The 26323-nt window shown below is 44.1% G+C and carries 20 protein-coding genes; 6 read left to right on the plus strand and 14 right to left on the minus strand.

Annotated features, from left to right (window positions below; translation table 11 throughout):
• Nucleotides 1-41: 41 nt before the first annotated feature.
• Nucleotides 42-1628 (plus strand): bacillithiol biosynthesis cysteine-adding enzyme BshC, encoded by a 1587-nt coding sequence (bshC, locus tag B9A91_RS06250; RefSeq protein ID WP_084237520.1) that lies wholly within the window; start codon nt 42-44, stop codon nt 1626-1628.
• 5 nt (nt 1629-1633) lie between these two features.
• Nucleotides 1634-2719, plus strand: a complete 1086-nt coding sequence (locus B9A91_RS06255) for an Ldh family oxidoreductase (protein ID WP_084237521.1) — start codon at nt 1634-1636, stop codon at nt 2717-2719.
• Here B9A91_RS06255 and lepB read toward each other — a convergent pair.
• Genes lepB through B9A91_RS06280 form a run of 5 tightly spaced genes read right to left on the minus strand, consistent with a single transcriptional unit; the run spans nt 2716 to nt 7024 of the window.
• Nucleotides 2716-3924: a signal peptidase I gene (lepB, locus tag B9A91_RS06260; RefSeq protein ID WP_084237522.1), complete on the minus strand. Its 1209-nt coding sequence runs from the start codon at nt 3922-3924 to the stop codon at nt 2716-2718. The two genes, B9A91_RS06255 and lepB, sit on opposite strands and share 4 nt — an antisense overlap.
• 6 nt (nt 3925-3930) lie before the next feature.
• A complete protein-coding gene (gene dapB / locus B9A91_RS06265) occupies nt 3931-4671 on the minus strand; it encodes a 4-hydroxy-tetrahydrodipicolinate reductase (RefSeq protein ID WP_084237523.1) in 741 nt (246 codons plus the stop codon).
• Nucleotides 4672-4681: 10 nt separating this feature from the next.
• Nucleotides 4682-5290 carry a DUF5683 domain-containing protein gene (locus B9A91_RS06270; RefSeq protein ID WP_084237524.1) on the minus strand — a complete coding sequence of 203 codons (609 nt, stop codon included), beginning with the start codon at nt 5288-5290 and terminating at the stop codon, nt 4682-4684.
• Nucleotides 5290-6210 (minus strand): ParB/RepB/Spo0J family partition protein, encoded by a 921-nt coding sequence (locus tag B9A91_RS06275; RefSeq protein WP_084237525.1) that lies wholly within the window; start codon nt 6208-6210, stop codon nt 5290-5292. The genes B9A91_RS06270 and B9A91_RS06275 overlap by 1 nt, the downstream gene beginning before the upstream one ends.
• Nucleotides 6211-6220: 10 nt before the next feature.
• Nucleotides 6221-7024, minus strand: coding sequence for a ParA family protein (locus tag B9A91_RS06280; RefSeq protein WP_084237526.1), 804 nt, complete (start codon nt 7022-7024; stop codon nt 6221-6223).
• A gap of 182 nt (nt 7025-7206) precedes the next feature.
• Here B9A91_RS06280 and B9A91_RS06285 point away from each other — a divergent pair, with 182 nt between their 5' ends.
• Nucleotides 7207-7728, plus strand: coding sequence for an NADPH-dependent FMN reductase (locus B9A91_RS06285; RefSeq protein ID WP_084237527.1), 522 nt, complete (start codon nt 7207-7209; stop codon nt 7726-7728).
• Here the strand turns inward: B9A91_RS06285 and B9A91_RS06290 are convergent.
• Entirely contained in the window at nt 7715-8173 is a 459-nt protein-coding gene (locus B9A91_RS06290; RefSeq protein ID WP_084237528.1) for a substrate-binding domain-containing protein, read from the minus strand. The two genes, B9A91_RS06285 and B9A91_RS06290, sit on opposite strands and share 14 nt — an antisense overlap.
• A 45-nt stretch (nt 8174-8218) precedes the next feature.
• On the opposite strand from B9A91_RS06290, the gene B9A91_RS06295 reads away from it, so the two are divergent.
• Nucleotides 8219-9850, plus strand: coding sequence for an ABC transporter substrate-binding protein (locus tag B9A91_RS06295; RefSeq protein WP_084237529.1), 1632 nt, complete (start codon nt 8219-8221; stop codon nt 9848-9850).
• Here the strand turns inward: B9A91_RS06295 and B9A91_RS06300 are convergent, their stop codons facing one another.
• The 4 genes from B9A91_RS06300 to B9A91_RS06315 all read right to left on the minus strand — a co-directional run bounded on the left by B9A91_RS06300 (nt 9851) and on the right by B9A91_RS06315 (nt 17100).
• Entirely contained in the window at nt 9851-12295 is a 2445-nt protein-coding gene (locus tag B9A91_RS06300; RefSeq protein ID WP_084237530.1) for a TonB-dependent receptor, read from the minus strand.
• A 191-nt stretch (nt 12296-12486) separates the two neighbouring features.
• A complete protein-coding gene (gene leuS, locus B9A91_RS06305) occupies nt 12487-15297 on the minus strand; it encodes a leucine--tRNA ligase (RefSeq protein WP_084237531.1) in 2811 nt (936 codons plus the stop codon).
• A 36-nt stretch (nt 15298-15333) separates the two neighbouring features.
• Nucleotides 15334-16515 (minus strand): voltage-gated chloride channel family protein, encoded by a 1182-nt coding sequence (locus tag B9A91_RS06310; protein ID WP_235012472.1) that lies wholly within the window; start codon nt 16513-16515, stop codon nt 15334-15336.
• Between the two features lie 189 nt (nt 16516-16704).
• A complete protein-coding gene (locus B9A91_RS06315; RefSeq protein ID WP_084237533.1) occupies nt 16705-17100 on the minus strand; it encodes a lipocalin family protein in 396 nt (131 codons plus the stop codon).
• A gap of 252 nt (nt 17101-17352) precedes the next feature.
• On the opposite strand from B9A91_RS06315, the gene B9A91_RS06320 reads away from it, so the two are divergent.
• Both B9A91_RS06320 and B9A91_RS06325 read left to right on the plus strand, forming a co-directional pair.
• Nucleotides 17353-19419 carry a TonB-dependent receptor gene (locus B9A91_RS06320; RefSeq protein WP_084237534.1) on the plus strand — a complete coding sequence of 689 codons (2067 nt, stop codon included), beginning with the start codon at nt 17353-17355 and terminating at the stop codon, nt 19417-19419.
• Nucleotides 19420-19468: 49 nt separating this feature from the next.
• Nucleotides 19469-20215 carry a ThuA domain-containing protein gene (locus B9A91_RS06325; RefSeq protein WP_084237535.1) on the plus strand — a complete coding sequence of 249 codons (747 nt, stop codon included), beginning with the start codon at nt 19469-19471 and terminating at the stop codon, nt 20213-20215.
• On the opposite strand, the gene B9A91_RS06330 is transcribed toward B9A91_RS06325, so the two are convergent.
• Genes B9A91_RS06330 through B9A91_RS06345 form a run of 4 tightly spaced genes read right to left on the minus strand, consistent with a single transcriptional unit; the run spans nt 20212 to nt 26310 of the window.
• Nucleotides 20212-22227, minus strand: a complete 2016-nt coding sequence (locus B9A91_RS06330) for a TIM barrel protein (protein ID WP_084237536.1) — start codon at nt 22225-22227, stop codon at nt 20212-20214. The two genes, B9A91_RS06325 and B9A91_RS06330, sit on opposite strands and share 4 nt — an antisense overlap.
• A gap of 10 nt (nt 22228-22237) precedes the next feature.
• Nucleotides 22238-23563, minus strand: a complete 1326-nt coding sequence (locus tag B9A91_RS06335) for an IPT/TIG domain-containing protein (RefSeq protein WP_084237537.1) — start codon at nt 23561-23563, stop codon at nt 22238-22240.
• A 12-nt stretch (nt 23564-23575) separates the two neighbouring features.
• Nucleotides 23576-24862 (minus strand): DUF5689 domain-containing protein, encoded by a 1287-nt coding sequence (locus tag B9A91_RS06340; RefSeq protein ID WP_084237538.1) that lies wholly within the window; start codon nt 24860-24862, stop codon nt 23576-23578.
• Between the two features lie 11 nt (nt 24863-24873).
• Nucleotides 24874-26310: a SusD/RagB family nutrient-binding outer membrane lipoprotein gene (locus B9A91_RS06345; RefSeq protein WP_084237539.1), complete on the minus strand. Its 1437-nt coding sequence runs from the start codon at nt 26308-26310 to the stop codon at nt 24874-24876.
• Nucleotides 26311-26323 lie beyond the last annotated feature (13 nt).

Consider the following 26323-nt stretch of genomic DNA (forward strand, 5'->3'; position numbering starts at 1 on the left):
GCAAACTAAGAATTATGGTTTATTAACTTAAATTCGTGGCAATGCAGGCTAAATACATCTCTTATCAGGAAACCAACGCTTTCTCAGCAGTTGTACTCGATTACATCAGCGGAAAAGACCAGTTAAAAAGCTTTTATAAATACAGTCCGGATTTTAGTGGTTTTAATGAGGCCATTAAAAACCGGGACTTCAATGGTGACAGAACTGTGCTTGTAAAAGTCCTTCAGCAACAGTATGCATCGGTTAAAATGCCGGCCCTGGTTGCAGAAAACATCAGCCTGCTGCAAGATGGGAAGACCTTTACGATTACTACCGGCCATCAGCTGAACATATTTACCGGTCCACTGTACTTTATCTATAAAATTGTAACCGCAATAAACCTGGCAAAAGAACTAAAGGAAAAATTCCCCGAGTATAATTTTGTCCCTGTTTACTGGATGGCTACCGAAGATCACGACTTCGAAGAAATCAACCATGTTAAAATTGAAGATAAGACCTTAACCTGGAACAAACAGGCCGCAGGTGCAACAGGAAGGCTGGATACTACAGACATTGCAGATACCCTGATTGCTTACAAAGGGTATCTTGGGATCGGCGAAAATGGCCATCAGCTTGCCGAACTGGTTAGCCATGCCTATAGTGGCCATAAAAAGCTGAGCGATGCGACACGCGACCTTGTCAATGCCCTTTTCGGCAAATACGGTCTGGTTTGCGTAGACGCCGACGATCATGAGCTGAAAAAGCAGTTCTCCAAAATCATCTTTGGGGACATTACCGGACAAAACAGTTTCAAACTTATCGGTCAAAGCAATGCCAGGCTCGAGGCGCTTGGCCACAAGCCCCAGGTTAACCCAAGGGAGATCAATTTCTTTTACATGAAGGAGGGCCTGCGGGAGCGTGTAATTGAAGAAAATGGCCAGTACAAGGTAATGAATACTGCAATTGCTTTTAGCGAAGCTGAGCTTAAAGCCGAAGTCACAAACTACCCGGAGCGGTTTAGCCCCAATGTAGTCATGCGCCCGGTATACCAGGAAGTGATCCTTCCGAACCTGGCTTACATCGGCGGAGGAGCGGAACTGACCTACTGGCTGCAGTTAAAAGCCAATTTCGACCATTATCAGGTCAAATTCCCAATACTATTGCTAAGAAATTCCGCACTGGTTATAGACCAGCGCAGTGAAGCCCGAATGCAGATTTTGGGCATCAGCCACAAACAGCTCTTTAGTTCTACCGAAACCCTTAAAAGCGACTGGGTAAAAGCGCATGTGAATCTACAACTCTCGCTGGATGATGAAGAACGAGCCATAAGAGCAGTTTTTGACCAGATTAAGCTCAATGCCTATAAAATTGACAAAAGTCTTTCCCAATCGGCCGATGCCGCCAAAACCAGGGCTTTAAAGCTGGTAGCCAACCTGGGGCAAAAAATGCTCAGGGCTGAAAAACGCAAACACAAAACATCTCTTGCACAGCTAGAGAACTTAAAGCTTAAACTTTTCCCCTCAGGTGTATTGCAGGAAAGGGTACTAAACATTGCACCCATGTATGTAGCCTATGGTGATGACTTTATTGAATCGCTGATCAATCATTTTAAACCTCTGGATCATCAGTTTACCGTATTATTTGCCTGATTAATATGACATTTTACACTTTTAGCGAACAGCAACTGCGTGGATTTACAGAAAACGTATTTTTAACGATGGGCTGCCCGCAGCCTGATGCCCGCCTGGCTGCAGATGTTTTACTGCGCTCCGATTTGAGAGGCATAGATTCCCACGGTGTTGCACGTCTCAGTGGATACGTTAGGTTATGGGAAAAGAAGCGAATCAATGCACAGCCTCTCATAAAAGTGGTACATGAAACTGCAACTACCGCAACTCTTGATGGCGATAGGGGGTTAGGCCTCGTCGTAGCCCCATTTGCAATGAATATAGCCATAGAAAAAGCAAAAACCTATGGCAGTGGTTGGGTTTCCGTTAAAAACTCAAACCATTTTGGGATAGCGGGTTACCACTCTCTGATGGCCGTTGAACAAGATATGATTGGCATCAGTATGACCAACGCGAGCCCCCTGGTAGCCCCCACTTATGCGAATGAACGGTTATTGGGTACTAACCCCATGTGTTATGCCTTTCCTGCCGGAAAATACCCTGCAGTTGTAGTAGACATGGCCACCGCAGCTGCAGCAAATGGAAAACTGGAAATTGCCCAGCGGGCAAATCAGGCTGTGCCTGAAGGCTGGGTACAGGATGCGGCAGGAAAATCATCAATCAATCCGAACCAGTTAAAAGAAGGAGGTTCTTTACTGCCCCTTGGCAGCGACAAAGACCACGGCAGCCATAAAGGCTTTGGTCTTGGGGCCACAGTCGATATCCTTTCTGCAGTCTTGTCAGGCGCAAATTATGGGCCCTGGGTACCTCCTTTTGTAGCTTTCCTCGACCCGCCAACCGACCCAGTTGGTGAAGGTATAGGCCATTTCCTGGGTGCCATGCGTGTAGATGGTTTCAGACCTGCACAAGATTTTAAAGACCATCTCGACAACTGGATCACACGTTTTAAGAAAGCTAAGACCGTCGATCCTGAAAAACAAGTCATCATACCTGGAGAGCCGGAATATAACTCTGAAAATGAGCGTAAAAAAAACGGCATCCCTCTAATAGATGCCGTTGTAAATGATTTAAATGAGCTTGCCGCTAAACTTGGCATCGAAGGTTTATCCTAGTGAATTCCCCTCAGTAACCTGCCCCATCTGATTTTCTTAAAGAAAGAAGCATTGGTGTCGTAGCTCATCCAGATGAATAGGGCCTTACCCACAATGTGATCTTCCGGAACAAAACCCCAGTAACGGGAGTCGGCCGACCTGTGCCTGTTATCACCCATCATCCAGTAATAGTTCATTTTAAAGGTATAACTATCTGCTGGCTTACCATTGATCAGCCATCCTGTTGCGGATTTCTCCAACTTATTACCTTCGTAAATGCGGATACTCCTCTCATAAAGCGGCATAGTAGCGCTATCCAGTTTTACCGTCCATCCTTTTTTAGGTATAATGATCGGCCCGAAATTGTCTACATTCCAGTTCCGGTTTTTATCGTAAGGAAAAACATCGGCTTCACGTATATTGTCCGCAGCAGTAAATTCTCTTACCGACTGTACAAAATCCAGTTTCTTCACTTCGGCCATCATAGGTGCCGTTCCGTTAAAAGTATAAACATTCGGGGTCATTGTGCTCCTGATGTCTTCAGAAATGTTGAACCCAAGATCTTCAAAAACACCAGGATTTACATCAGCAGTCTTAAACACCACTTCATAACTGATCTCGCCTGTAGGTTTCAACTGCTCTGGTTTTCCATTGACAAAGGCAAGGCCATTTTTCATACTCACCGTATCTCCAGCGATCCCTATACAACGTTTAATGTAATTTTCACGCTTGTCTACCGGCCGGCTGACAATGGTGTACCTGGTATTGATTTCTTTCCAGCCTTCAGCCCTTACCATCTGATAGTAATCCACATCCTGCTGTTCCAGAGCAACGGTATCCCCCTGTGGATAATTGAAAACCACCACATCATTTCTTTTGATATCTGATAATCCAGGCAATCTGCGGTATTTCCATTGCACCCCTTCCCAATACGCCTTGGTACCGGTTACCGGCATCGTATGGTGTGCAAAAGGAAAAGCTACAGGTGTCATCGGTATTCTAGCCCCATAGTTCATTTTGCTTACAAAAAGAAAATCGCCAACCAGTAAAGAACGCTCCATAGAGGCGGTCGGAATGGTATAAGCTTCGATAAAGAACACCCTAATAATGGTGGCGGCCACTACAGCAAAAATTATGGCATCCAGCCATTCTCGGCTGCGTGATTTTTTCTTTCTTGGCTTACTGCTGTCTTCCTGTTTAGATTTTTGCCAGAATTTCCAACTCATATACTGTTATTTAAAATTAAATATATCGGCTATGTTAAAAAAGCCCTGTTTATTTTGTAACCATTCTGCTGCAACCACCGCACCCAGCGCAAAACCTGCGCGGTTATGGGCAGTGTGTTTCAATTCTATCTCATCTACCTCCGAACTGTAAAGTACAGTATGTGTGCCTGGTACATTTTCAATCCTGAGCGATTCGATCAGCAATTGGTCTTTTTTCACTACATCATCAAACTGAGCACCGACAAGCTCATTTACCCATTCCGTCTTCCTGTCCATCTGTTCAATAATCCCTTCCGCAATGGTCATTGCGGTTCCGCTTGGTGAGTCCAGTTTCTGGGTATGGTGAATCTCTTCAACCTGTACTTCGTAAGCCGGGTAATCGTTCATCAGTTTTGCCATCACCTTATTAATGTGAAAGAAAAGGTTAACACCTATACTAAAGTTTGACCCGTAAAGCAGGCTATTGTTACGGCTCAAGCATTCATTTTTTACTTCCTGCAATTGTCCGTACCATCCGGTAGTACCTACAACCACCGGAACATTGGCGTCAAAGCAGGCATAAATGTTACCCAATGCAGCGTCCGGGGCACTGAAATCTATAGCCACGTCAGCCTTTGCCAGATTGGCTGTGGTTAAATCTTCTGTATTATCGATACTGATTTTCAGGACCACATCGTGGCCTCTTTCAAGAGCAAAACGTTCAATGATCTGCCCCATTTTACCATAACCGAGTAAAGCTATCTTCATTTTATTTATTTTAAAAGCTAATTGCAATCTTAATTCCTGGCGCCGCACTGTTCATCCCGTATATATTACCTGTATTGATCATGTCCGGCGTTATCTTTATGCCGGCCACATCACCTACATCGAAATTGGCCAGGCGCGCATCAATATAGGCTTCTATGATATTGAGCAGGTACAGGCCAACATACGAAAAAATAATCACCTGTTTGTTTCTTCGGTAAATGTCTTTCGCCTGGATCAGGCGGTCATCAGGTGTATTCTCATACAAATTGGCTTTGCCGTTTTCTGCCCTGTATTTCAGCTCATTTACAAAAATGTCGTACTTTTTGGAATTGTCTATATAAGAGATAGTGAGTAGTGTGGCCCCAGTGTATATACCCGCAACTTTTAAGCCCCGGTATATGGTCAAACCATTTCTAATCTGCCCCAGTCCCGGGAGCATGGCCGAACGGATGGCAGCCCGCCTACCAGCAATTTTACCCACATTGATATAGGGTTTTACACTGTCCACAGGAGCTGTCTTACCCGTAGTGCTGTCCTTTTTTAGAGGCGTAACCTGCTGTGCCTTTCCTGTAAAAGCAGAAAAAAAAAGTAAGGCCGACAACAGGAAAAACTTATACATTACCAGTCCAATAACTCTAAGATCCGGTTCAGGTCATCATCAGACATGAATGGAATTTCTATAGCACCTTTGCCATTTTCGCCCACCTTCAGTTTCACTTTAGTGGCAAATTTTGAAGCAAGGTCTTTTTGCAATTTCTGATATTCGGCAGGCACTGCTTTAGATTTGAGCTGGAATTTTGGTTTTACTTCAACACTGTTGATGCTTCTTACCAGTTCCTCAACTTTCCTTACAGAAAGACCTTTATCAATGATTTCCTGGTGAATAAAAAGCTGCTTATCCGTTTGTTCTACATTGATCAGTGCACGGGCATGTCCCATAGAGATCTTCTGGTCGCGGATAGAGATCTGAATCGCAGGGGGCAGCTTCAGCAAACGCAGGTAATTGGTTACGGTAGTACGGTTTTTACCTACCCGTTCGCCCAGTTGTTCCTGTTTCAGATTACATTCCTCCAGCATACGCTGAAAACTAAGGGCAACCTCAATAGCGTTCAGGTTTTCGCGTTGTATGTTTTCAATCAATGCCATTTCCAACATTTGCTGGTCATCGGCACTGCGTACATAGGCTGGTATTTGTGTCAAGCCGGCCAATTTGGATGCCCTTAACCTCCGCTCGCCGGAAATGAGCTGATATTTATTGGCAGCCTGTTTTCTAACGGTAATAGGTTGTATGAGGCCCTGTACCTTAATAGACTCCGATAACTCGTTTAAAGCTACCTGATCAAACTCGGTACGCGGCTGGTAAGGATTGGTCTCGATCTCGCTGATGTTGATGAACCCGATGTTGCTGGCAGGTTCCTGCTGCCTGGTTTCACTTACCGGGTTAACGCCATTGTTTTTAGGCGGATTAACCGATTCGCTATCATCTAAAAGCGCACTTAATCCTTTACCTAAACCTGTTTTTCGCTGAAAAGATGTCATTAAAAAATAATTATAGAGTTGCCGTATTTACATCCTGTACCTCTGTGACCATTCCGTTTTTACGGACAATTTCACGTGCCAGGTTTAGATAATTGATTGCGCCCTTGCAATTTGCATCATGCATAATCACAGAAACACCATAGCTTGGCGCTTCACTTAAACGGGTATTCCGTTGAATAATGGTTTCAAAAACCAATTCCTGAAAATGGGTTTTCACCTCTTCCACCACCTGGTTGGACAAGCGTAAGCGCACATCATACATGGTCAGCAAAATACCTTCAATTTCCAGTTCAGGATTTAAACGGTTTTGTACTATTTTAATTGTGTTCAGCAACTTACCCAGCCCCTCTAATGCAAAATACTCACATTGTACAGGAATAATGACCGAATCTGCAGCAGTAAGGGCATTAATAGTAATTAAGCCCAGGGACGGAGAGCAGTCAATAATGATAAAATCATACTGATCCTTAACTTTCTCCAGAACAGCCTTCATTTTATATTCCCTGTTGGTCAGGTTGATCATCTCAATCTCTGCTCCAACCAGGTCTATATGTGCAGGCAACAGATCCAGGTTTGGTGTCTCTGTTTTTTGTATGGCATCTGTAGCCTCAATATCGTTAATGATACATTCATAGATGCTGTTTTTGATATTTCTCGGGTCAAAACCAATACCAGATGTAGAGTTTGCCTGAGGATCTGCGTCAACCAGTAATGTCCTGTATTCCAGTACGGCTAAACTTGCGGCTAAGTTTATAGATGAGGTTGTTTTACCTACTCCACCCTTCTGGTTTGCCAATGCAATAATTTTACTCATTTATCTTTTTAATAATTTACCAATTATTTAATAGGGCTTAATTTACATTGAAGTAAATCTATAAAAAATGCTATTTTTGTAATGATTTAGGCATATTTTAACGATTAGCTAAGATACAAACTAAATGGCAAAGTTAGTACTAATGGCTTAAGTGTTTTACACATCTTATTAACAATTATTACATGGTAACCATCATATCGGGAACAAACAGACCAGGCAGCAACACCTTAAAACTGGCACAGTATTATCAGAAAACACTGGCAGAAAAAGGGTTACAGACCACCTTGTTTAACCTGGAAGAATTACCTGAAAATCTGATCGCAACAGATCTTTATGGAAAAAGGAGTGCTTCCTTTGAAAACATACAGAATCTGATTACCCAAACCAGCAAATTTCTTTTTATAATTCCTGAATATAACGGCAGCTTCCCCGGGGTTCTGAAAACATTTATTGACGCATGCAATTTTCCTGAAAGTTTTTATGATAAAAAAGCAGCATTGGTGGGTTTATCCTCAGGGAAATATGGTAATATCAGAGGCATAGATCATTTCGGAGGTGTATGCAGCTACCTGCACCTAAACGTACTGCCTTTAAGGATACACATTGCAGCCATTAAAACAGAACTTAATGAAAACGGCGATCTTTTTAAAGAAGATACCCTGAAATTTACTGGTCAGCAGATGGATAAATTTATTGCGTTTTAAAACTCAGCCAGTCTATACCTTCATTGCCAAACACAAAAAAACCCGGGTGCAACATCTCTGCAATATCCTCAAGCAGCGCAACCAGGTCTTCCGGATCATCAAAATCAAGATCTTGTCCATTCATCAGGTAAACCCTATTATAGGCTACTGCAGGCCAGGTCTTTCCAAGCAACGGCGGAACGATACCCATCAGTTCGAGCATGGTGCGTCCCTTTTCCATATAAATCACCACTTTTGCGGTATCTATAAAGTCATGCAGCAGTCCTCCCGCATCCACTATTACCTCTTCAAGTGAATAATTGACCTTATTGCTTGTATCCAGACAGGCAACAGGCACCTTATCCATGAACTTTATTTTATGCTGGATTATATCTACACGTTCCTGAAGTTGCTCCCGCAGGGCCTCATCCTTAACTTTATTTATAACCGCATTTAAAAAAGACATATCAATATATTTATTACTTTGTACAAAATTACTATTCCTGAACCGATGCGCCGTATTATAAACAATATTTTTTCTATACTGTTCATTCTGGCATTTGCAGCCTGCAAAAACAATGCTTCCGATACCGGAAAAAAGGTTTTTAACATGAACCTTGACCAGAATGTGACCTCACTCGACCCTGCTTTTGCCCGTAACCAAAATGCCATATGGATGATCAATCAGGTTTTTAACGGCCTTGTTCAGATAGACAGCGCGTTGAACACCATGCCCTGTATTGCCAAAACCTGGCAGATTGCAGAAGACGGCCTTACCTACACCTTTGAACTCCGCAGCGATGTTTACTTCCACGATCATCCACTCTTCCCCGGTGGAAAAGGTCGTAAGGTTGTTGCCAAAGATTTCAGCTATAGCTTTTACCGGCTCATCGATCCAAAAGTAGCATCATCGGGCGGCTGGATATTTAGCGACAAAATAAAAGACAAAACCAGCTTTATAGCCTTAAACGATAGCACCTTCCAGATAAAGTTAACCAAACCCTTTCCAGCCTTCATGAACCTGCTTACCACACAATACTGCTCTGTAGTACCGCATGAGATTGTGGAACATTATGGTAAAGATTTCAGAAGCCATCCTATAGGTACTGGCCCTTTTAAATTTAAATACTGGAAGGAAGACGAAATACTGGTATTGCTGAAAAACGAGCATTATTGGGAAAAAGAAGGCCGTCAGCAGCTGCCCTACCTCGATGCAGTGAAAGTGACCTTCATCAGCGATAAACAAAGTGCTTTTATGAATTTCATCAAAAAGGAGCTCGACTATTTTGATAAAGTCGATGGCAGCTATCGCGATGACATTTTAACAAAAAGCGGCAAAATGACCAGTAAGTATAAAGGCAAATTTCAGCTCAGAAAAGGCCCTTACCTCTGTACAGAATACCTGGGCATATTGGTAGATACCAGTAAAGCCATCGCAAAAAACAGTCCTTTGAAATATAAGAAGGTAAGACAGGCTATCAATTATGCTATTGATAAGCCCAAACTGATCAAATATTTAAGGAACAGCATTGGCATACCCGCTACTTCGGGCTTTATCCCGCAGGGCATGCCCGGGTTCGACAGTATTGCAGTTAACGGTTATCACTATGAACCGCAAAAAGCTGCAAAACTGCTGGCCGAAGCAGGTTTTCCCAATGGCAAAGGTTTACCGCAGCTTACCCTCAGTACTTCCACTACTTATAAGGACCTGATTGAGTTCATCCAGGGCGAACTGGCTGCAATAGGGATCAACACCAAAGTAGATGTAAGTCCGAATGCCAGCCTGCGCGATCTGATCTCTAAAAACGGGGTCAACTTTTTCAGGGGCTCATGGATTGCCGATTACCCCGATGGCGAAAACTACATGGCCATGTTCTATTCCCGCAACAAGGTACCTAACGGGCCAAATTATACCGGCTATTTCAACAGGGAGTTTGACCGCCTGTTTGAACAGAGCTATTACGAGCGCGACAATAAAAGACGCTACCTGCTGTACCAGAAAATGGATAGAATGATTGTTGAATATGCCAATATAGTACCAATTTTATACGACCAGTCCCTTATCATGACCCAAAATAACATCAGTGGCTTTTCACTAAATGCCCTGAACCTGATGGTATTGAAAACAGTAAAAAAAGAATAACTACTGCTGCAGGCCGCCACCTAAACCGCCGCCCTGACCACCTTGTCCGCCCTGCTGTTCGTCTTTTTTCAGATCGTCATTGTTCACCCCTTTCTTCTTCTTAGATTTGGCGTTGAAATCCATTTTCCCGAAGTTGTAGCTGAAGTTCAGTCCAAATGAACGCAAAGGATAATGGATATCTGTACGCTGAACAGAATTTGCTGTGGCATTATTGGTCTTGATGTTTAAATCACGGCTAAACGGATTCAGCACATTTAAGCCTATGGTGGCCTTTTTCTTCAGGATCTCCTTCTTTACAGCACCGCCATAAAAATACATCATGTCTGTTTTCCCCTGAAAAGTACGTTTAGGTGCGTTGACTACACCCCAAAGCTCAGTGCTCCAACCCCCCGGGAGGGCATATGCCGAACGTGCAAAAGCAGTATAATTTAAAAACGTGCCCGTATTTAAATTACTTTCTGAATTCCTGATCTCGTAAGTATTTAAGCCCAGATTTGCCATTAAAGTCCATTTTGGCTTTGGGTTGTATGAACCGAAAACATTCAAACCGTACGACTGACTAGTACCAACATTAATATAGGTAGTCAGGTTTCTGGTTTCACCATTTTCTTCAATGGGCCGGATAAAACTCTCTATGATGTTTTTAGTATTCCTGTAAAATGCAGAAACATTAATTACCGATCCTTTGATAAATGTAGAATAACCCAGTTCTACATTGTCAGAAAGCTCAGGCGACAACTCAGGGTTTCCTTCAATAGGATTAAACACGTCGCTTTTGTTCCTAAAAGGGTTCAGGTAAAATAAGCTTGGGCGCTGCACCCTCCGGTTGTAGCTCAGTTTAACGGTACTCATTCCCTTCAGGGTCTGCGAAATGACCATACTAGGAAAAAGGTTAAAATAATCATTATCAAAATTGAAGGTATTCCCTGCCAGTCCGCCAATTTTGGTGTATTCAGCCCTCAGCCCTGCTTTAACCGATATTCTTTTGGTCAGTTTAAAGCCTAGTACTCCATACGCAGCAGCAACATTCTGATCGTAATCAAAGTCTTGCTGGGCCTCGTCATAATCACTGATGATGTTCCTAAAAATGCCTTTGACCCCCGTTTCCAGCGTGGTGGTTTTGTTAAAAGGATAGGTATAATCGGTTTGTAGCGTATATTCATTGTTTTTACCAGTATTATGGCCTGTCAGTATTACATCTGGTATACCTTCTGCCACAAATCTGTTTGTAAAATCACTACCATTACGACCGGTAGACAACTGTGCGGAAACACTAAACTCCTCTCCTTCCTTCTTGCTCGTTTTCCTGTAATCAATGTTCCAGTCCAGGTTGTTGAAACTCATGTCCATATCCCTGAAATTGGTAGAGACAACCCCATCCCTCATGATCTCCGAATTGCCTGGCCCGCCATTGGAAAACCGGTTTATCTTTACGGTTGTACTAAAGTTATTATACGCATTTACATCATAATCCATCCCAAAACTACCATTATAGCCTACTCTCGACCATTTAGAATAGCCATTCTGCAAGACTTCATTGGTTACTCCATTTTCCGTTACACGGTTAAACGTTACCACCTTCGAGTTTTGCGGGTAGGCCTGGTTTAAACCTAAACTCCCGTTTACAGACAAACGCCCCGTTTTAGCACTTAAATTAAAAGTTCCATTGTTTGAACGCGTGCCTGCCGTTGCATTTAAATTTCCACTGATGCCCTCTGCGGTTTTCTTTTTAGTGATGATGTTGATGATCCCACCCGATCCCTCGGCATCGTATTTGGCAGAAGGACTTGTGATCACTTCCACACTTTTGATCTGCTCAGCAGGGATCATTTTCAGTGCATCGGCAACGCTGTTGGCCATTGTTCCCGAAGGCTTCCCGTTAATCAAGACCCTTACAGCTGCACCACGTAGCTGCACATTTCCGTTGATATCAACTGATAACATAGGCACTTTACGCATCACATCAGTAGCGTCTCCCCCGGCATTGGTAATGTCCTGCTCTGCATTGTACACCAGCTTATCTACTTTATTTTCTATCAGGGCTTTCTGTCCCGATATTTCTACTTCCTTTAAATTACCGGCGGCAGGACTGATGTAAATTATCCCTGCATTATGATCCGGTTTCTCCGGACTGGTTTTAACTGCAACGCTCTTCGATTTATAGCCCATAAAACCAACCGAGAGTTTATATTCATCCGGAGCAACGTTCTGTAGCACTACTTTTCCTTTTGCATCCGTTACCCCTCCGTTTACAAACCTACTGTCTTTCGCTTTTGCAAGGGATACACTGGCATAATCTATCGGTTTTTTGGTGAGCGAGTCCAAAACTACAACAGTAATGCGCCCTGTTACCACCGGTTTGGCGGTTCCTCCGCCAAGAGAAAATTGCGCATAGCTGTTAAGGGTTATCCCTAAACCTATAAGCAAGATCAGAATTGATTTCATTTGAGTCTTTTTACGTTAATTAGTATACAAAAGTCAGTAATTGTTACAAGTCGGTTAATTAATTTGTATGAACACGGTCAGGTACTTTATCTGAAAATTTAATTAACCAGGTCTGAGAATTAAAAAACCCAGGTCAGTATAAAGTACAGACCCAGGTTCTCTTTGACAAGAAAATTACCTTTGGTTATTTTCTATATTACAATATTTACAATCCTTCCGGGAACAACTATCACTTTCTTAGGCGCCTTTCCCTCCAGGTATTTCTGAATATCATCATTGGCCAACACCAGGGTTTCTACTTCCTTAGGATGTAAGGTGAGTGCAATATTCAGGTTCATGCGTGTCTTGCCATTTACAGAAATTGGATAGCTGAACTCGTCTTCTACCAGGTACTCCGGGTTAAAAGTCGGATAAGCAGTATACGACAAACTACCTTCTTCATGCCCCAACAATGCCCACAATTCTTCACAAATGTGCGGTGCATACGGGGAAAGTACCACAACCAGATCTTCCAGCACCTGACGATTTCTGCATTTCAGTTCAGTAAGCTCATTTACGGCGATCATAAAACTGGAAACAGAAGTATTGAAAGAAAAACGCTCAATATCGTCCTGTACTTTTTTAATGATCTTGTGCAGGGCTTTCAGTTCGGCTTTAGCAGGTACAGAATCGCTTACGTGAAAGTCCCAGTTTTCGTTATGGAACAGACGCCAGAATTTCCGCAGGAATTTAAATACCCCTTCAATACCATTGGTATTCCATGGCTTGCTTTGCTCCAGGGGGCCTAAAAACATCTCGTACATACGCAAGGTATCGGCACCATAACTTTCAATCAGCACATCCGGGTTTACCACATTGAATTTAGATTTTGACATCTTTTCTACCTCAACCCCGCAAATGTATTTGCCATTTTCAAGAATAAACTCCGCATCTGCAAACTCAGGTCTGAACAATTTAAATTGCTCAATGTTCAATATATCGTTGTCAACAATATTTACATCCACATGCAGTGCCGACGTTTTGTAGTCTTTTCTTAAGCCATGAGAAACCAAGGTATTGGTACCTCTGCCCGTTTCATCAATAACCCGGTATACGAAACTGCTCCGCCCCTGTATCATACCCTGGTTGATCAGTTTTTTGAAAGGCTCTTCCTCTTGCACATAGCCCAGATCTTTCAGGAACTTGTTCCAGAAACGGCTGTACAACAGGTGCCCGGTTGCGTGCTCTGCACCACCTATATATAAGTCAACATCTTTCCAGTAAGCAATGGCTTCTTTTGAAGCAAAGTCTGAGTCATTCCTGGCATCCATATAGCGGTACCAGTACCAGCTCGATCCTGCCCAGCCCGGCATCGTACTCAGCTCATACTCGTATTCGTCTTCATATTTCCAGTCCTCAGCCCTTCCCAATGGTGGCTCACCGGTTTCTGTTGGCAGGTATTTGTCGATTTCCGGGAGCATCAAAGGAAGCTCTTCTTCTTTGATCAGGTATGGCAGTCCGTCTTTAAAATATACCGGAATAGGTTCGCCCCAATACCTCTGCCTGCCAAAAATAGCATCGCGCATGCGGTAGTTCACTTTTGCTCTCCCAACCTCTTTTTCTTCCAGCCAAGCATTCAATGTGGCCACAGCCTCGTTATAGTTCATTCCGTTAATGAAACCGGAATTGATGTACTTTCCTTCCTTGGTGGCATCTGCCTGCTGCTCAATATCCTGCTGTGCATCCAGGATCTGCACTACCGGCAGGTTAAAATGACGGGCAAACAGCCAGTCACGCTGATCACCACTCGGCACGCCCATTACAGCTCCTGTTCCATAACCTGCAAGCACATAATCAGCAATCCACAACTGGATCCGCTCACCGCTCACCGGGTTAATCACATAGCTCCCGGTAAAGGCACCCGATACTGTTTTGGTATCTGCCATACGGTCGAGCTCAGACTTTTTCTTCGTCTGAGCAATGTATTTGTCGATATCGGCTTGCTGCTCAACTGTGGTCAGCGCCGCAACCAGTTCATGTTCTGGAGCCAGAACCAGATAAGAAACCCCAAAAATGGTATCCACCCTGGTGGTAAAGACCTCTATCGAATCTACATTCAAAGGGAGGTTTTTCGTTTCTGCGGCCTCAATTTTAAATTTCACACTCGCCCCTACACTTTTACCGATCCAGTTGCGCTGCATCTCTTTAACCGGCTCCGGCCAGTCTATGCTGTTTAAGCCTTGCAGCAAACGCTCTGCATAAGCAGAAATGCGCATGCTCCACTGCATCATTTTCTTTTGTTCTACAGGGTGGCCGCCGCGCTCCGAAAACCCATCTTTAACCTCATCATTGGCCAGTACTGTGCCCAGGGCAGCGCACCAGTTTACAGTACTTTCCTTTAAGTAGGTCAGGCGATATTTTAAAAGTTCTTCCTGTTTTTCCTCGTCGGTCATGGTGGCCCAGTCGCTCGGCATAAAGCTTTTCGTGTCCTCATCACAAACCGCTTTTACGTCGGCACTGCCTGCAGCGTTAAATTTTTCTATCAGGGTGCTGATGTCTTCTGCACGGTCTGTTTCAAGGTTATACCAAGAATTGAACAGCTGCATAAATATCCACTGCGTCCATTTGTAATATTCAGGATCGCTGGTACGCAGTTCCCTACTCCAGTCAAAAGAAAAGCCGATCCCATCCAGTTGTTTGCGGTAGGTATTGATGTTGGCTTCAGTAGTTAAAGCCGGATGCTGCCCGGTTTGAATGGCATATTGCTCCGCCGGTAACCCGAAAGAATCATAGCCCATAGGATGCAGTACATTAAAGCCCTTTAAGCGCTTATACCTGGAAAATATATCAGAAGCAATATAGCCCAGCGGATGTCCAACATGCAAACCCGCTCCCGAAGGGTACGGAAACATATCGAGTACATAAAATTTAGGTTTTGCAGTATTTTTTTCTGCTTTAAACGTTGAATGCTGAGCCCAGAACTTTTGCCACTTCTGCTCTATTTCTTTAAATTGGTAATCCATTAATGCTATTCCTTTTATAGCGCGAAAATAAAGAAATTAAAACACATTCCTGATTTTACCAAACAATAAGTGTTTGGGGGTTTTATTTTCAGCTGCGTTGTAGATGCTGTGCCGGCCCGAGATGAGGTAAGCAACTACACAGGCTATGGCAACATATATCCCACATGAAAGCCCAAAAAGTTCCATTGCCATTACACAACAGGCTAAAGGCGTTTTGGCCGCACCGGCAAAAACAGCTACGAAGCCCATTCCTGTAAGTAAACCTACCGGCAATGGAAGGAATACAGATAAGGCACTACCCAAGGTTGCCCCGATAAAAAAAAGCGGGGTTACCTCTCCCCCCTTAAAACCTGCCCCCAGTGTGATGGCTGTAAAAAGGATTTTAAGGGCAAAGTCCTGAGGCTGGCTCGCGGTGTTAAAGGACTCTACAATTGTTGGAATGCCTAAACCGGCAAATTTATAGCTGCCTGGTATTAAAAATAACAATACCAGTACAATGCCACCTGCCAAAGGACGTACCGGCATATAGCCAATCTTTTTAAATAAATGGGACAAGCCCTCGGTCAGGCGGACAAACACTACGGCGGCCAGCCCAAATGCAACACCGGAGATACCGCTGTAGGCCAGACCTTTTACCGACAGGGGCAAAACTTCCGGAACGTGATAATGCGTATGCCCAACACCCCATAAGCTGGTTACCCAAGCTCCCATATATGCACTTACTATGGCTGGAAATAGGGCTTTGTATGGTATTTTTGCTATTAAAAGCACTTCAATACCGAAAACGATGCCTGCCATGGGTGTACCAAAAACGGAGGCAAAGCCTGCACTTAAACCCGAAATGAGCAGAATGGTACGATCGGCTGCACTCAGCCTGAAAGGTTTATGCAGCTGATCGGCAATGGCACCTGCCATCTGTAAAGCCGTTCCTTCTCGTCCTGCCGAGCCTCCAAACAGATGGGTCAGCAGCGTCCCGCCAAGTATTAATGGTACCATTTTAAAAGGGATGATGTCTTTCGGATTGTGTACCGTATCAAATATGAGGTTGTTGCCTTTTTCAACTCCCCTGCCGGTATAATGGTACAACAGACCGACAACAAGCCCGGCGACCGGCAAGAAGTAAATCAGCCAATGGTGCTGGTTCCTGAAATCCGTAACCAAGTTCAGGCTTGTTAAGAACAAAGCCGACAAGGTTCCGGCAGCGGTACCTACAATCAAGACAAGAACAAGCCATTTAAATAAATACGGAAAAGAAAATGACGTTGTGTGTTTAACCATACCTTTCGGCCCTGCCTGTTAATTTTCCAACAGGCCTAATGGCAAATATAGCCGAATTTAAATTTTCTCAAAAAAATAAGGCTGCCTGGTAAAACCAGGCAGCCCTCAAGTTAAATCGTGTGCCCGTTATTATCTTGTCAGATAGAATTTGATACTGCTTTTATCAACACTTCCTGAAAATTCAAGTTTATTGCCTGTAACGGTAGTCACGGTAGTTGTATACAGTTTACCGCCATAGCTCAGATTGAGTGCTTTGCCTTCCATCACTACGTAGGTGCCAATAAAGCTCTGAGATTTTAAATTTACAATAACCTCGTCCTGCTCATTATTACGGAATTCAAAGGTATCAGACGCAACACCTGTATACGTTTCGGTTGCTGAACCCTGTACGGTTGTTTCTATTTTTGCTACTTTCCAGGTTCCGATAATGTCTTTTTTCAAACTCGTCTGTTCCTCTTTCTGACAGCTGGAAAAGCCAATAACCATCAATAATAGCGTAGCGGCTAAAGTAATTTGTTTTTTCATAATTGCATTTGTTTTTGGGTGATTATTTTTTTCTACTAAGGATTATTTACAACTTAACGCAGCCAATCTTCTTTTGGTACAAAAATGTTACACAAATTTTATTCCAATTAGAGACAAAAAATAGTTAAGAGCCAAAAATCGCGGTATAACATGGTTTCAAGCTCAAACTCAGCTCAAGCTATGCCTAAATGAAACATTAAGTCGCAGATTTAACTTACAAAAGTTAAGCGTTAAATTTTAGCTTTGTTCTAAATGAAAACATTTTTTACGGCCTGCCTGATGGCGCTTTGCTTTTCGGGCCTTGCACAAGATAAACAAGACACAACAAAAAGACTTAAAGAAGTAGTCATCCATCCTTATTTTTCCGTCCAGCCACTCATGCGGTCTACGGGTAGCATCGGTATAATAGACCAGACTGTACTCAGCAGGCAACCTTCAAATTCATTTGTATCGGCCATAAACACCATCTCGGGTGTACGTATGGAGGAAAGATCGCCAGGGAGCTACCGGCTTTCCATCCGGGGCAGCTTATTGCGTTCTCCTTTCGGTATCAGAAACGTAAAGATCTACGTTGACGACTTCCCGCTTACCGACGCAGGCGGGGGCAGTTATTTCAATGCGCTCGATGTATCTGCAGCCGCTGGGATCCAGGTATTAAAAGGGCCGCACAGCAGTATATTCGGCGCCAATTCCGGCGGTGTTATATTGGTACAGCCACAGGGCTTTCAGCCCGACAGTACAGCTTTGGCTTTAAAAATTGAAGGAGGGTCGTTTGGTCTATTCAGGGAAGACCTGAGCCTGAACAAACAAATCCATAAATACAGCCTCAACCTTACCCAGGCCTATCAGCGCAGCGATGGCTACCGCGACCATAGTGCCATGAACCGCAAGTATTTTCAAACCCTGCAAAAATGGGATTACGCAAAAAATGCATCATTAAAAGCCCTGATCTTTTACTCCGACCTGCATTACAATACTCCTGGCGGCCTTACAGAAGCACAATACCTGCAAAACCCAAAACTGTCGAGACCTGCATCAGGTGCTTCTAAAAGCGCTATGGAGCAAAATGCCGGTATTTACAGTAAAACCCTGTATGGAGGGATTTCCCACAACTGGCAGATCACAGATCGGTTGAAATATGTAGTTTCTGTATTTTCTTCTTATACTGATTTTAAGAACCCCTTCATCAGCAATTATGAGAAGCGTAAAGAATTTACACTGGGCTTGCGCTCTTACCTGGAATACGGAAAAAAGTATACGGACGCCAGCCTTAAATTTAATCTGGGTGCCGAAAGTATGCGAACATCTTCTGATATTGATAACTACGGCAATGACTTTGGTAAGCCCGCTAATCTTATGGCTGCAGATAAACTAAAAGCAGGTGCAAATTTTGCTTTCGCCCACATGAGCATTGATGTCCTGAATAAATGGCTGTTTGAACTATCAGCCAGCGCCAATTTATATAAATATACCTATGAAAGTATTGCGCCGACCGCTATTGCAGCGCGAACCAACACGTTTGATGTGCAGTTGATGCCCAGGTTTGCAGTGTCGTACCTGGCCAGTCCGGATGTTGCTTTAAAAGCTTCGGTAAGCAAAGGTTATTCTCCTCCAAGCATCAGTGAGATCAGGGCGTCGAACAATGTCATCAATGTAGACCTGCAGCCCGAATACGGATGGAATTATGAGGGTGGTATCAGGTATGAGATTCCCGACAACCGTTTATTTATTGATGTAAATGGGTTTTATTATCAACTGAACAATGCCATAGTAAGGCGATTGGACGATAATAATGCTGAATTCTTTATCAATGCAGGGGGCACTAAACAATGGGGCCTGGAGACGGCACTCTCTTTCTGGTTGGTAAAGGCGAATAGTAGCAAACCAATCCGGGGGCTTCAGCTGCGTAACGCATATACACTTAGTCATTTCAAATTTGATAACTATATAGACAAAACTGACAATTTTTCGGGTAACAAACTTACCGGGGTTCCTAAAACAATGGTCGTAAGCAGTGCTGATGTACAATTACCGAGAGATTTCTACCTTTTTCTACAGCACAGTTTCAGTTCTCGTATTCCGTTAAATGACGCCAATACGGCATATGCAAAAAACTACCATATCCTGCAGGCTAAAATTGGCTGGAGAAATTTGCGCATTGGCCGTGTTCCTATTGATTTTTTTGCTGGTGCAGACAATATATTAAACCAAAAGTATAGCCTGGGTAATGATCTGAACGCGTTTGGTGGCCGCTATTATAACGCAGCCCCAACACGGAATTTTTATGGGGGACTAGCGCTGAGGCTAAATAAGCGATAGAAATTAAATCTTAAAATATTTATTACATTAGCTGCAAACTATTGAAGCCATGTCAAATACCTTTGCCCGATGCCTAGCAGTTGCTTTTTTAGCATTGATCTTTACCTTACCAGTGACAGCCAAAAAGAAAAGAATACTTGTTTTTTCAAAGACAGCTGGTTTTTATCACAAATCTATTCCTGCAGGCATCGCAGCCATTCAACAGTTAGGAAAGGAGAATGATTTTGAGGTGGACACCACCAAAAATGCGGCATTGTTTACGTTAAAGAATCTAAAAAAATACGCGGCAGTTGTTTTCCTGAGCACCACAGGTGATGTTTTTAATGAGGAACAACAAACCGCATTTGAGCAATACATTAAAGCCGGGGGTGGATATGCCGGTATCCACGCAGCTACCGATACAGAATACGATTGGCCCTGGTATGGCAAGCTGGCCGGGGCCTGGTTTATCAGCCACCCCGCCCAGCAGGTTGCTACTTTAAATGTCATCAACACTAAAACAATTGCAACCAAACATCTGCCGGAAACCTGGAAAAGAAAAGACGAATGGTACAATTTTAAAGCAATAAACCCGGACCTTAAAGTGCTGATCAAAATTGATGAAAGCAGTTATAAAGGAGGGGTGAATGGCGACAATCACCCCATGTCCTGGTATCATGATTTTGATGGTGGCAGGTCATTTTATACTGCGCTTGGTCATGTTGAAGAATCTTACACAGATTCCCTATTTTTAAAACACATACTTGGTGGCATCCAGTACGCTATGGGTGTTAAAAAAATGGAAACTACCCCCTAAGGATCCAGCGGATCAAAAGGATCGGGTTCCTGCGACTGTATGATCGGATAAAAAACTGTGTCCTCAGGACTCTGTGCTGCCAGATTTTTATAGGGCAGATAGCCCAGGTCTCTCATGGCTGTTTTCCCCATCCGTTCAACAATATATTTACTTTGGCTTGTGTCTGTAACAATCAGCACCGGCTTGTCTGCAGGCATGCCAAAACGAAAGATCATTCGGCTGGCATTGCGGATATTAGTAGTGGTATGCCTGGCATGCGGTTCAATAAAAACCACATCTTCGGGAATACCCAATTTTTCTACCAGATATTTTTTCATTTCAACAGCTTCATTGAATGGGGTCCTGAATGGATGCACCTGTCCGCCAGAAACCACAATAAAAGGTGCTAAGCCCTGTTTGTAACGCAGCACCGCAGCTTCGCAACGTTTAGCACCATTGGGATCTAAAGCCATTCCGGGCACTTCCGGACCTAAACCAGGCACCAGGATCATGCTGTATTTAAAGGCCTTCCAATCGGTATGGCCTACTTTCAGGAAAGGTGCTGCATTAAGGCCGGAATTCAGAGGCTCGTAACGTGCGGCCTCATCTCTGCCATTTAACTTTAAGATATCAATGGCGGTGCGAAGTGGGAGCTCAAAAAATGGCAACCGCTTTTCCCCCGTAATTTTATGATTCAGCAGTTGCTGTACTTGGGCAAGAAAAAGTGTATCTCCACGTTTAAAACTGATAGAGTCAATTTTTGGGTACCGGGGTGCCTTGGAAGAAATGTATACATCAAAAATCCGGTTAATGCCCATGGCACATTTGTTCCAGGACTTCCTTAAAACCGCGGTATCTCTTTCCAGCCCATTGATTTTTAGCCTGATCAGTTCGTTGCCAATTTCATTGACTTCTTTCTGGTTCCATTTTACTGCTTCGGCATAGCAGGAAACTGTTTTACAACTGTTGATCGCCTGATGTACCCGTTCGCGCTGTGCAGTCAGGATTTGTTGGAGCTGTTTATTTTTAAGCAATGCTTTTTCAGCTGTACCTTTCTTTTCCATCTGGAGCAGCAAAGGAAAATTCTTGGCAATCAGGATGGAATCTATTTTGTCTGACTGCAGCAGGTTCTGGTACAAACTATCGTAACAAGGCTTCATGTCTTTCACATCTTTATAGGCACTTTCGTACATGAACGGCCCGCTATAGCCTACCTGGTCCAAGGCCTTAAGTATGGCCACCCAGTTATTTTGTCCCTGACCTGAACATGGGAAATAATGGTTTTCCTGTTTCCCTGTGCCATCGGCAATATGTACACTGCGCAGGCGTTTGCCCATAGCCAGAATCAGGTTTTCGGGATGCTTAATGTGGTTCATATCGATAGCCGAATATACATCAGCAGGCAACATATCCATGATCTGCCTGGTTTCCTCCACGGTACGGCATAAAGGTCTCTCCCGCTTTGCATCGGCCAGCAACTCAAAGCCCAGCATGTTTTCTACAACCATAGCGGAGCCGATCTGTTTAACGATCATGTTCAGGGTAGCTACTGATTTAACCAATTGTTTAATACGCATGTCCCTTTCATTTAAACCCAGGTAATAACTGGGATGGAAGAGTACAATTTCAGGCTGAAGGATTTTGCAGTAAGTCAATACTTTCTGGTGCAATGCCACTGCCTGGAGGCGTTCTTCTTCTTTCAACAACGAGAGGTCTATATCTTTTGCGTAAGGCATATGTACAGACCAGACCTTGATGCCGGCATCGTCGGCAGCCTTTTTTGCCTGCTTTGCCCTGGCCAGCAGCTGTGCATCATTGAGTTTAAATTCACGGTTTTTGCCAACCAAAGGGTTCATGGATACTTCTATATAGTCTATTCCAACCGATTTTGCATAGGTCATTTTCTGCGGTGTAATAGCGGTAATGGCTATAGAATATCCAAGTTTCAGACGTTTAGGCTCTTGCCTGGCTCCTGCAACTCCGCTGAACAGGAGCAGCACCAGCAAAATGAGCAGTTGTAAATTGGTTCTCATATAGTATGGTTTAAAGTGGACTGCCTGGAGTTATTTTACGGATGCGTGCATTGGAAAGATCGGCCACAAAAATGATTCCGTTCTGATCTGCCACTGCATCAGTAGGCTGATTGTATTTTGAACCTGTTTTACCGCCATCCAGAAATCCAGCCGTACCATCTCCCCCGATGGTAATCACATCTCCAGAAGGGCGCATGAGCCGCAGCATGTGGCTGGTCAGATCGGCGATATAATAATTGCCTTTTGCATCAATGGATATACCAAAAGGTTCAGAAAATCCCGATTTTAGACCGTTTCCATCTATAGACTCTCTTACTCCCGTACCTGCAATGGTAGTTACCACACCGGTATTTACCGTTATTTTTCTGATCCGGTTATTCTTTCTATCCGCTACCAGCACATCGCCATTGGCATCAACAGCAAGTCCCGAGGGATTTGCAAAGCGCACATTGGGCCATACGCCGTCGCTGTATCCCGTAACGCCGTTTCCGCCAATGGTGGTAACCAATCCGCTCGGTGCAATTTTCCGGACAGCATGGTTATTGTTGTCGGCTACATAGATGTTCCCGTTCAGGTCGGTAGCGATGGCAATGGGGCCGTTAAAGCGGGCGGCTGTGCCTACCCCATCCAGGAATCCGGCCGAGCTTCCCGCAATGGTTGTTACAACTCCGGTACCGGCCGCAATTTTCCGGATGCGGTGATTTCCGTTGTCTGCAACGTATATGTTGTCATCCTTATCTATTCCAACCTTATAGGGGTTACGAAACTGGGCTACATCTGCAGCGCCGTCAACGGCTCCAGCCACACCTGATCCTGCAATTACAGAAACCTGTCCAGTGGGTGTGATCATTTTAATGCGGTTGTTGCCCCTGTCGGCCACGATAAGATTGCCTTTACTGTCCATGATCAGTCCTTCCGGGCTTCTGAACCTGGCCTCATCAAGGGAGCCTATGGCATCACCGGCTGCTGCACCGGAGTACGTACTGTTGATGTATTCAATTGCAATCTCTCCATAGGAAAATACCGGTCCTTTCGACGTTCTCCCCATCACAGTAACTGTGATGCCACCCGTTCCGCCATCTTCAGGCGCTTCAACCTGCAGTAAGGTGTCTGTAGCCAATACCACGCGGGCGTTTATCCCTGCGAACTTTACGATATTGCCGTCGGCACTTGTACTGAAACGCTTACCTTTTATGGTAACAATTGTTTTTGCAGGCCCTTGCGCAGGCAAAATGGATTTGATAACAGGATTGAGCGGAATGGCCTGTTCTTCTTTGCCGCAAGCCGTAAAGAGCAGCGTGGCGACCGATGTTATGTAAAGCAATTTCTTTATCATGTTTGTTGAATATTAATCAATGTTTTGATAAACCGTAAATGAATCTATATTGAGCAGTCCGTTGAGCAAAAAGGGTACGTTGGACACACCAAGCCCCAGCTTGTTCACCCTGAAGCGTACATTTCCCTTAATGTTCAGGTTAAAAGTTACGCTTTTGGCCACCGCCGAAGCATCTGAAACCTCTTCCCCTGCAGCTTTCCAGCTTGCGCCGGCATCCTGTGAGTATTCCAACCTCCAGGTTGAAGAAGGCTCAGTACCATAAGCCCCATATACCAACGTAACCTTAGAGGCCCCATTTGGGAGGTCGAAATTCATCTGTAAAAGCGCAGGGACACTCAGGTTTTTCTGCATTCGGATACACTGGTTGCCTCTCGGGTCAAACCTGTCGCTGTTCCGTACCGCACCGAAGATACACTGATGCAGGTTCCAGCTCCCAGACTTCAATGCAACGTTGTTCGCAGTGGCAGGCATATCAAAAATTGCTTTTTCTGACGCTGCCGGTGCCTCAAAATCTTCTGGAAATTTAGCATATACGGTGCCGCTGGCATTGTTTACATCACTCTCGTTACGCATCCTAAGCAATTGTTTTGCACCGATATTGCTGTTTTTAGTTGCATTGAAATAGGTTGCAACCCCTACAAATGTAGCATTCATAGGTAGGCTTTCAGCTGCAAACAATGCCGTACTTTGGGTACTCAGGTATATACTGCCCCCCGTGCCATCATCCATCAGCTTATCCCCTTCAAAGGTATCGCCCGCAACTGGAACAGGCATAAAACCTGCACTATTGATCCTGATCAGCGTACTTTCGTAAGCCTGAAAATTGGAAAACAGTTCACTGAGCGCAAGGGTCCTTACAATGGTTTCCATACCAGATTTTACTTTGGTTATTCCGGAAGGGTTTAGCCCGCTGATCTGGAGTTTCCCCTTGCGGCGAACAAGGGTTGCACCACTCAGATCAACTTTAACCGAGTCACCAGGTCTATAGGAACTCAGGCTGGCCGTTCCGAAATCCAGTGAAATTCCGGCAAGTTTGTTTTTCGAGACATTCTGGATCAGCAATTCACCTGGAGCTACATTCAATGAAGCAGCATCTGAAATAACTATACCCGCAACCTGGGTTGCCCCCATTACCATATCGCTTGTGAGGGTCAGGTCATCACCATTATAAAGGTTACGGATAAAATCTACGCCCACAACAGGGCTGATCAGGCCTGCTGCGGTATTGTCCTTTTCGCAGCCCATCAGCATAATTACTGCTGTAATAAAGGCCGGCATTTTATATTTAATTCTTTTCATGCTGTATCAGCTTATTTGTTCCACCAAACTTTAACATTCAAATCGTCGCCGCCCATATTGGCAACGGCTTCCTTGTAATTGGCACTATTTAACGACTGCACGTTTACCGGGTATTTTAACCTGGAAGGCATCTGCCCACCGTTTTGCAGTCCCTCTCCTTTTGGAAGAATAGGAAAGCCTGTCCTCCTGTATTCAAACCATTGCTGAAAATCGGTAAAGAACAGGGCATAATATTTTTGCAGCATGATCTTTTCGGTCATCTGGTAAGCATTATTTGTCGGGTCCCATTTTGCAGTAGTTGCGGTCAGGTAGTCGGACGGAACAGTGTAACCCCACATGGTGATTGCAGCTTTTACGCCGTTTTCATAATAGGTCTGCGCAGTACCCGACACCAGTCCTCTTACCGAAGCTTCAGCCAGGATAAACTGAAGTTCAGCATAGTTCATAATGTTGCCCAGCAGGGGCTCGTTTTTTAAAGAGATGCTATAGCGCGATTTTACTGCAGGCACCTGACCAACCGGATAACCGCTTTTAATCCCCTGATAGGAATTTTCAAATTTGGTGGCCCATTTTTCCAGGCGTGGATCTTCCCAGTTGTTCAGGTTATTGATAAAAAATTCTCCCAAACCGCTGCCACTGTTAAAATCCAGGTCGCGATAGTTGTAAAATTCAGAAACCAATGGCGGCGTGCTTTGAAAGCGCAGAATGGCCGAATCGTCATTACTGGTAAAAATCGGATAGTCTGCCTTTCTGGTATCTACGATTTCTGTGATCTTAGCTGCAGCATTCAGTTCAGTACGGCCAGAGACCCGCATCAGTAAACGAAGGTACAGACTGTTCCCAAATTTTCTCCATTTTACCATGTCACCGTTATAGAGTGGTTCCAGCCCTTTTTCTGCGTCAGGAATCTCGGTAGCGGCTTTTAGCCTGGTATTTGCTTCTTCCAGTTTGCTGAACAGGCTCGCATAAATACTTTGCTGGCTGTCAAACTTAGGTTGTAATATGCCCTGCTCCTTACCCTGGTTGGCCTGCGAATAAGGCACATCACCATAGGTGTCTGTAATCAAGGAACTTACCCACACATCCATAATCAATGCAATTCCCATATAATTATTGCTCTTGATTACTGACGCACCTTTGTACATATCTTTGAAATTGGTGAGCTGCAGGTACCAGTTGTTCCACATGTAGTCAGATTCGAGCGGACGGATCACGTAACGGTGGATCTCATCAGCATCCGAGGTGGTTACATGCACCTGCATCAATTCGTTCGTGAGCCGCATGGCCCTGTTCAGGTTCCGGGTAATCACATCGTGCAGGGCAGAGGTAAGCAATGTTTCAGGAGTTGTATTTTTAACCCCGTTTTTACTGGTATTGATTTCTTTAAATTCCTTGGTGCAGGAAACCAATGTAACTGCAAACAGGACTGTTGTTATGATCTTTTTCATCTTTCCTGATGTT

This window comes from Pedobacter africanus (assembly GCF_900176535.1).
Lineage (GTDB): Bacteria > Bacteroidota > Bacteroidia > Sphingobacteriales > Sphingobacteriaceae > Pedobacter > Pedobacter africanus.

Coding starts and splice junctions, on each gene's coding strand:
- bshC (WP_084237520.1), top strand. CDS start 42: ATGCAGGCTAAATACATCTCTTATCAGGAAACCAACGCTTTCTCAGCA.
- B9A91_RS06255 (WP_084237521.1), top strand. CDS start 1,634: ATGACATTTTACACTTTTAGCGAACAGCAACTGCGTGGATTTACAGAA.
- lepB (WP_084237522.1), bottom strand. CDS start 3,924: ATGAGTTGGAAATTCTGGCAAAAATCTAAACAGGAAGACAGCAGTAAG.
- dapB (WP_084237523.1), bottom strand. CDS start 4,671: ATGAAGATAGCTTTACTCGGTTATGGTAAAATGGGGCAGATCATTGAA.
- B9A91_RS06270 (WP_084237524.1), bottom strand. CDS start 5,290: ATGTATAAGTTTTTCCTGTTGTCGGCCTTACTTTTTTTTTCTGCTTTT.
- B9A91_RS06275 (WP_084237525.1), bottom strand. CDS start 6,210: ATGACATCTTTTCAGCGAAAAACAGGTTTAGGTAAAGGATTAAGTGCG.
- B9A91_RS06280 (WP_084237526.1), bottom strand. CDS start 7,024: ATGAGTAAAATTATTGCATTGGCAAACCAGAAGGGTGGAGTAGGTAAA.
- B9A91_RS06285 (WP_084237527.1), top strand. CDS start 7,207: ATGGTAACCATCATATCGGGAACAAACAGACCAGGCAGCAACACCTTA.
- B9A91_RS06290 (WP_084237528.1), bottom strand. CDS start 8,173: ATGTCTTTTTTAAATGCGGTTATAAATAAAGTTAAGGATGAGGCCCTG.
- B9A91_RS06295 (WP_084237529.1), top strand. CDS start 8,219: ATGCGCCGTATTATAAACAATATTTTTTCTATACTGTTCATTCTGGCA.
- B9A91_RS06300 (WP_084237530.1), bottom strand. CDS start 12,295: ATGAAATCAATTCTGATCTTGCTTATAGGTTTAGGGATAACCCTTAAC.
- leuS (WP_084237531.1), bottom strand. CDS start 15,297: ATGGATTACCAATTTAAAGAAATAGAGCAGAAGTGGCAAAAGTTCTGG.
- B9A91_RS06315 (WP_084237533.1), bottom strand. CDS start 17,100: ATGAAAAAACAAATTACTTTAGCCGCTACGCTATTATTGATGGTTATT.
- B9A91_RS06320 (WP_084237534.1), top strand. CDS start 17,353: ATGAAAACATTTTTTACGGCCTGCCTGATGGCGCTTTGCTTTTCGGGC.
- B9A91_RS06325 (WP_084237535.1), top strand. CDS start 19,469: ATGTCAAATACCTTTGCCCGATGCCTAGCAGTTGCTTTTTTAGCATTG.
- B9A91_RS06330 (WP_084237536.1), bottom strand. CDS start 22,227: ATGAGAACCAATTTACAACTGCTCATTTTGCTGGTGCTGCTCCTGTTC.
- B9A91_RS06335 (WP_084237537.1), bottom strand. CDS start 23,563: ATGATAAAGAAATTGCTTTACATAACATCGGTCGCCACGCTGCTCTTT.
- B9A91_RS06340 (WP_084237538.1), bottom strand. CDS start 24,862: ATGAAAAGAATTAAATATAAAATGCCGGCCTTTATTACAGCAGTAATT.
- B9A91_RS06345 (WP_084237539.1), bottom strand. CDS start 26,310: ATGAAAAAGATCATAACAACAGTCCTGTTTGCAGTTACATTGGTTTCC.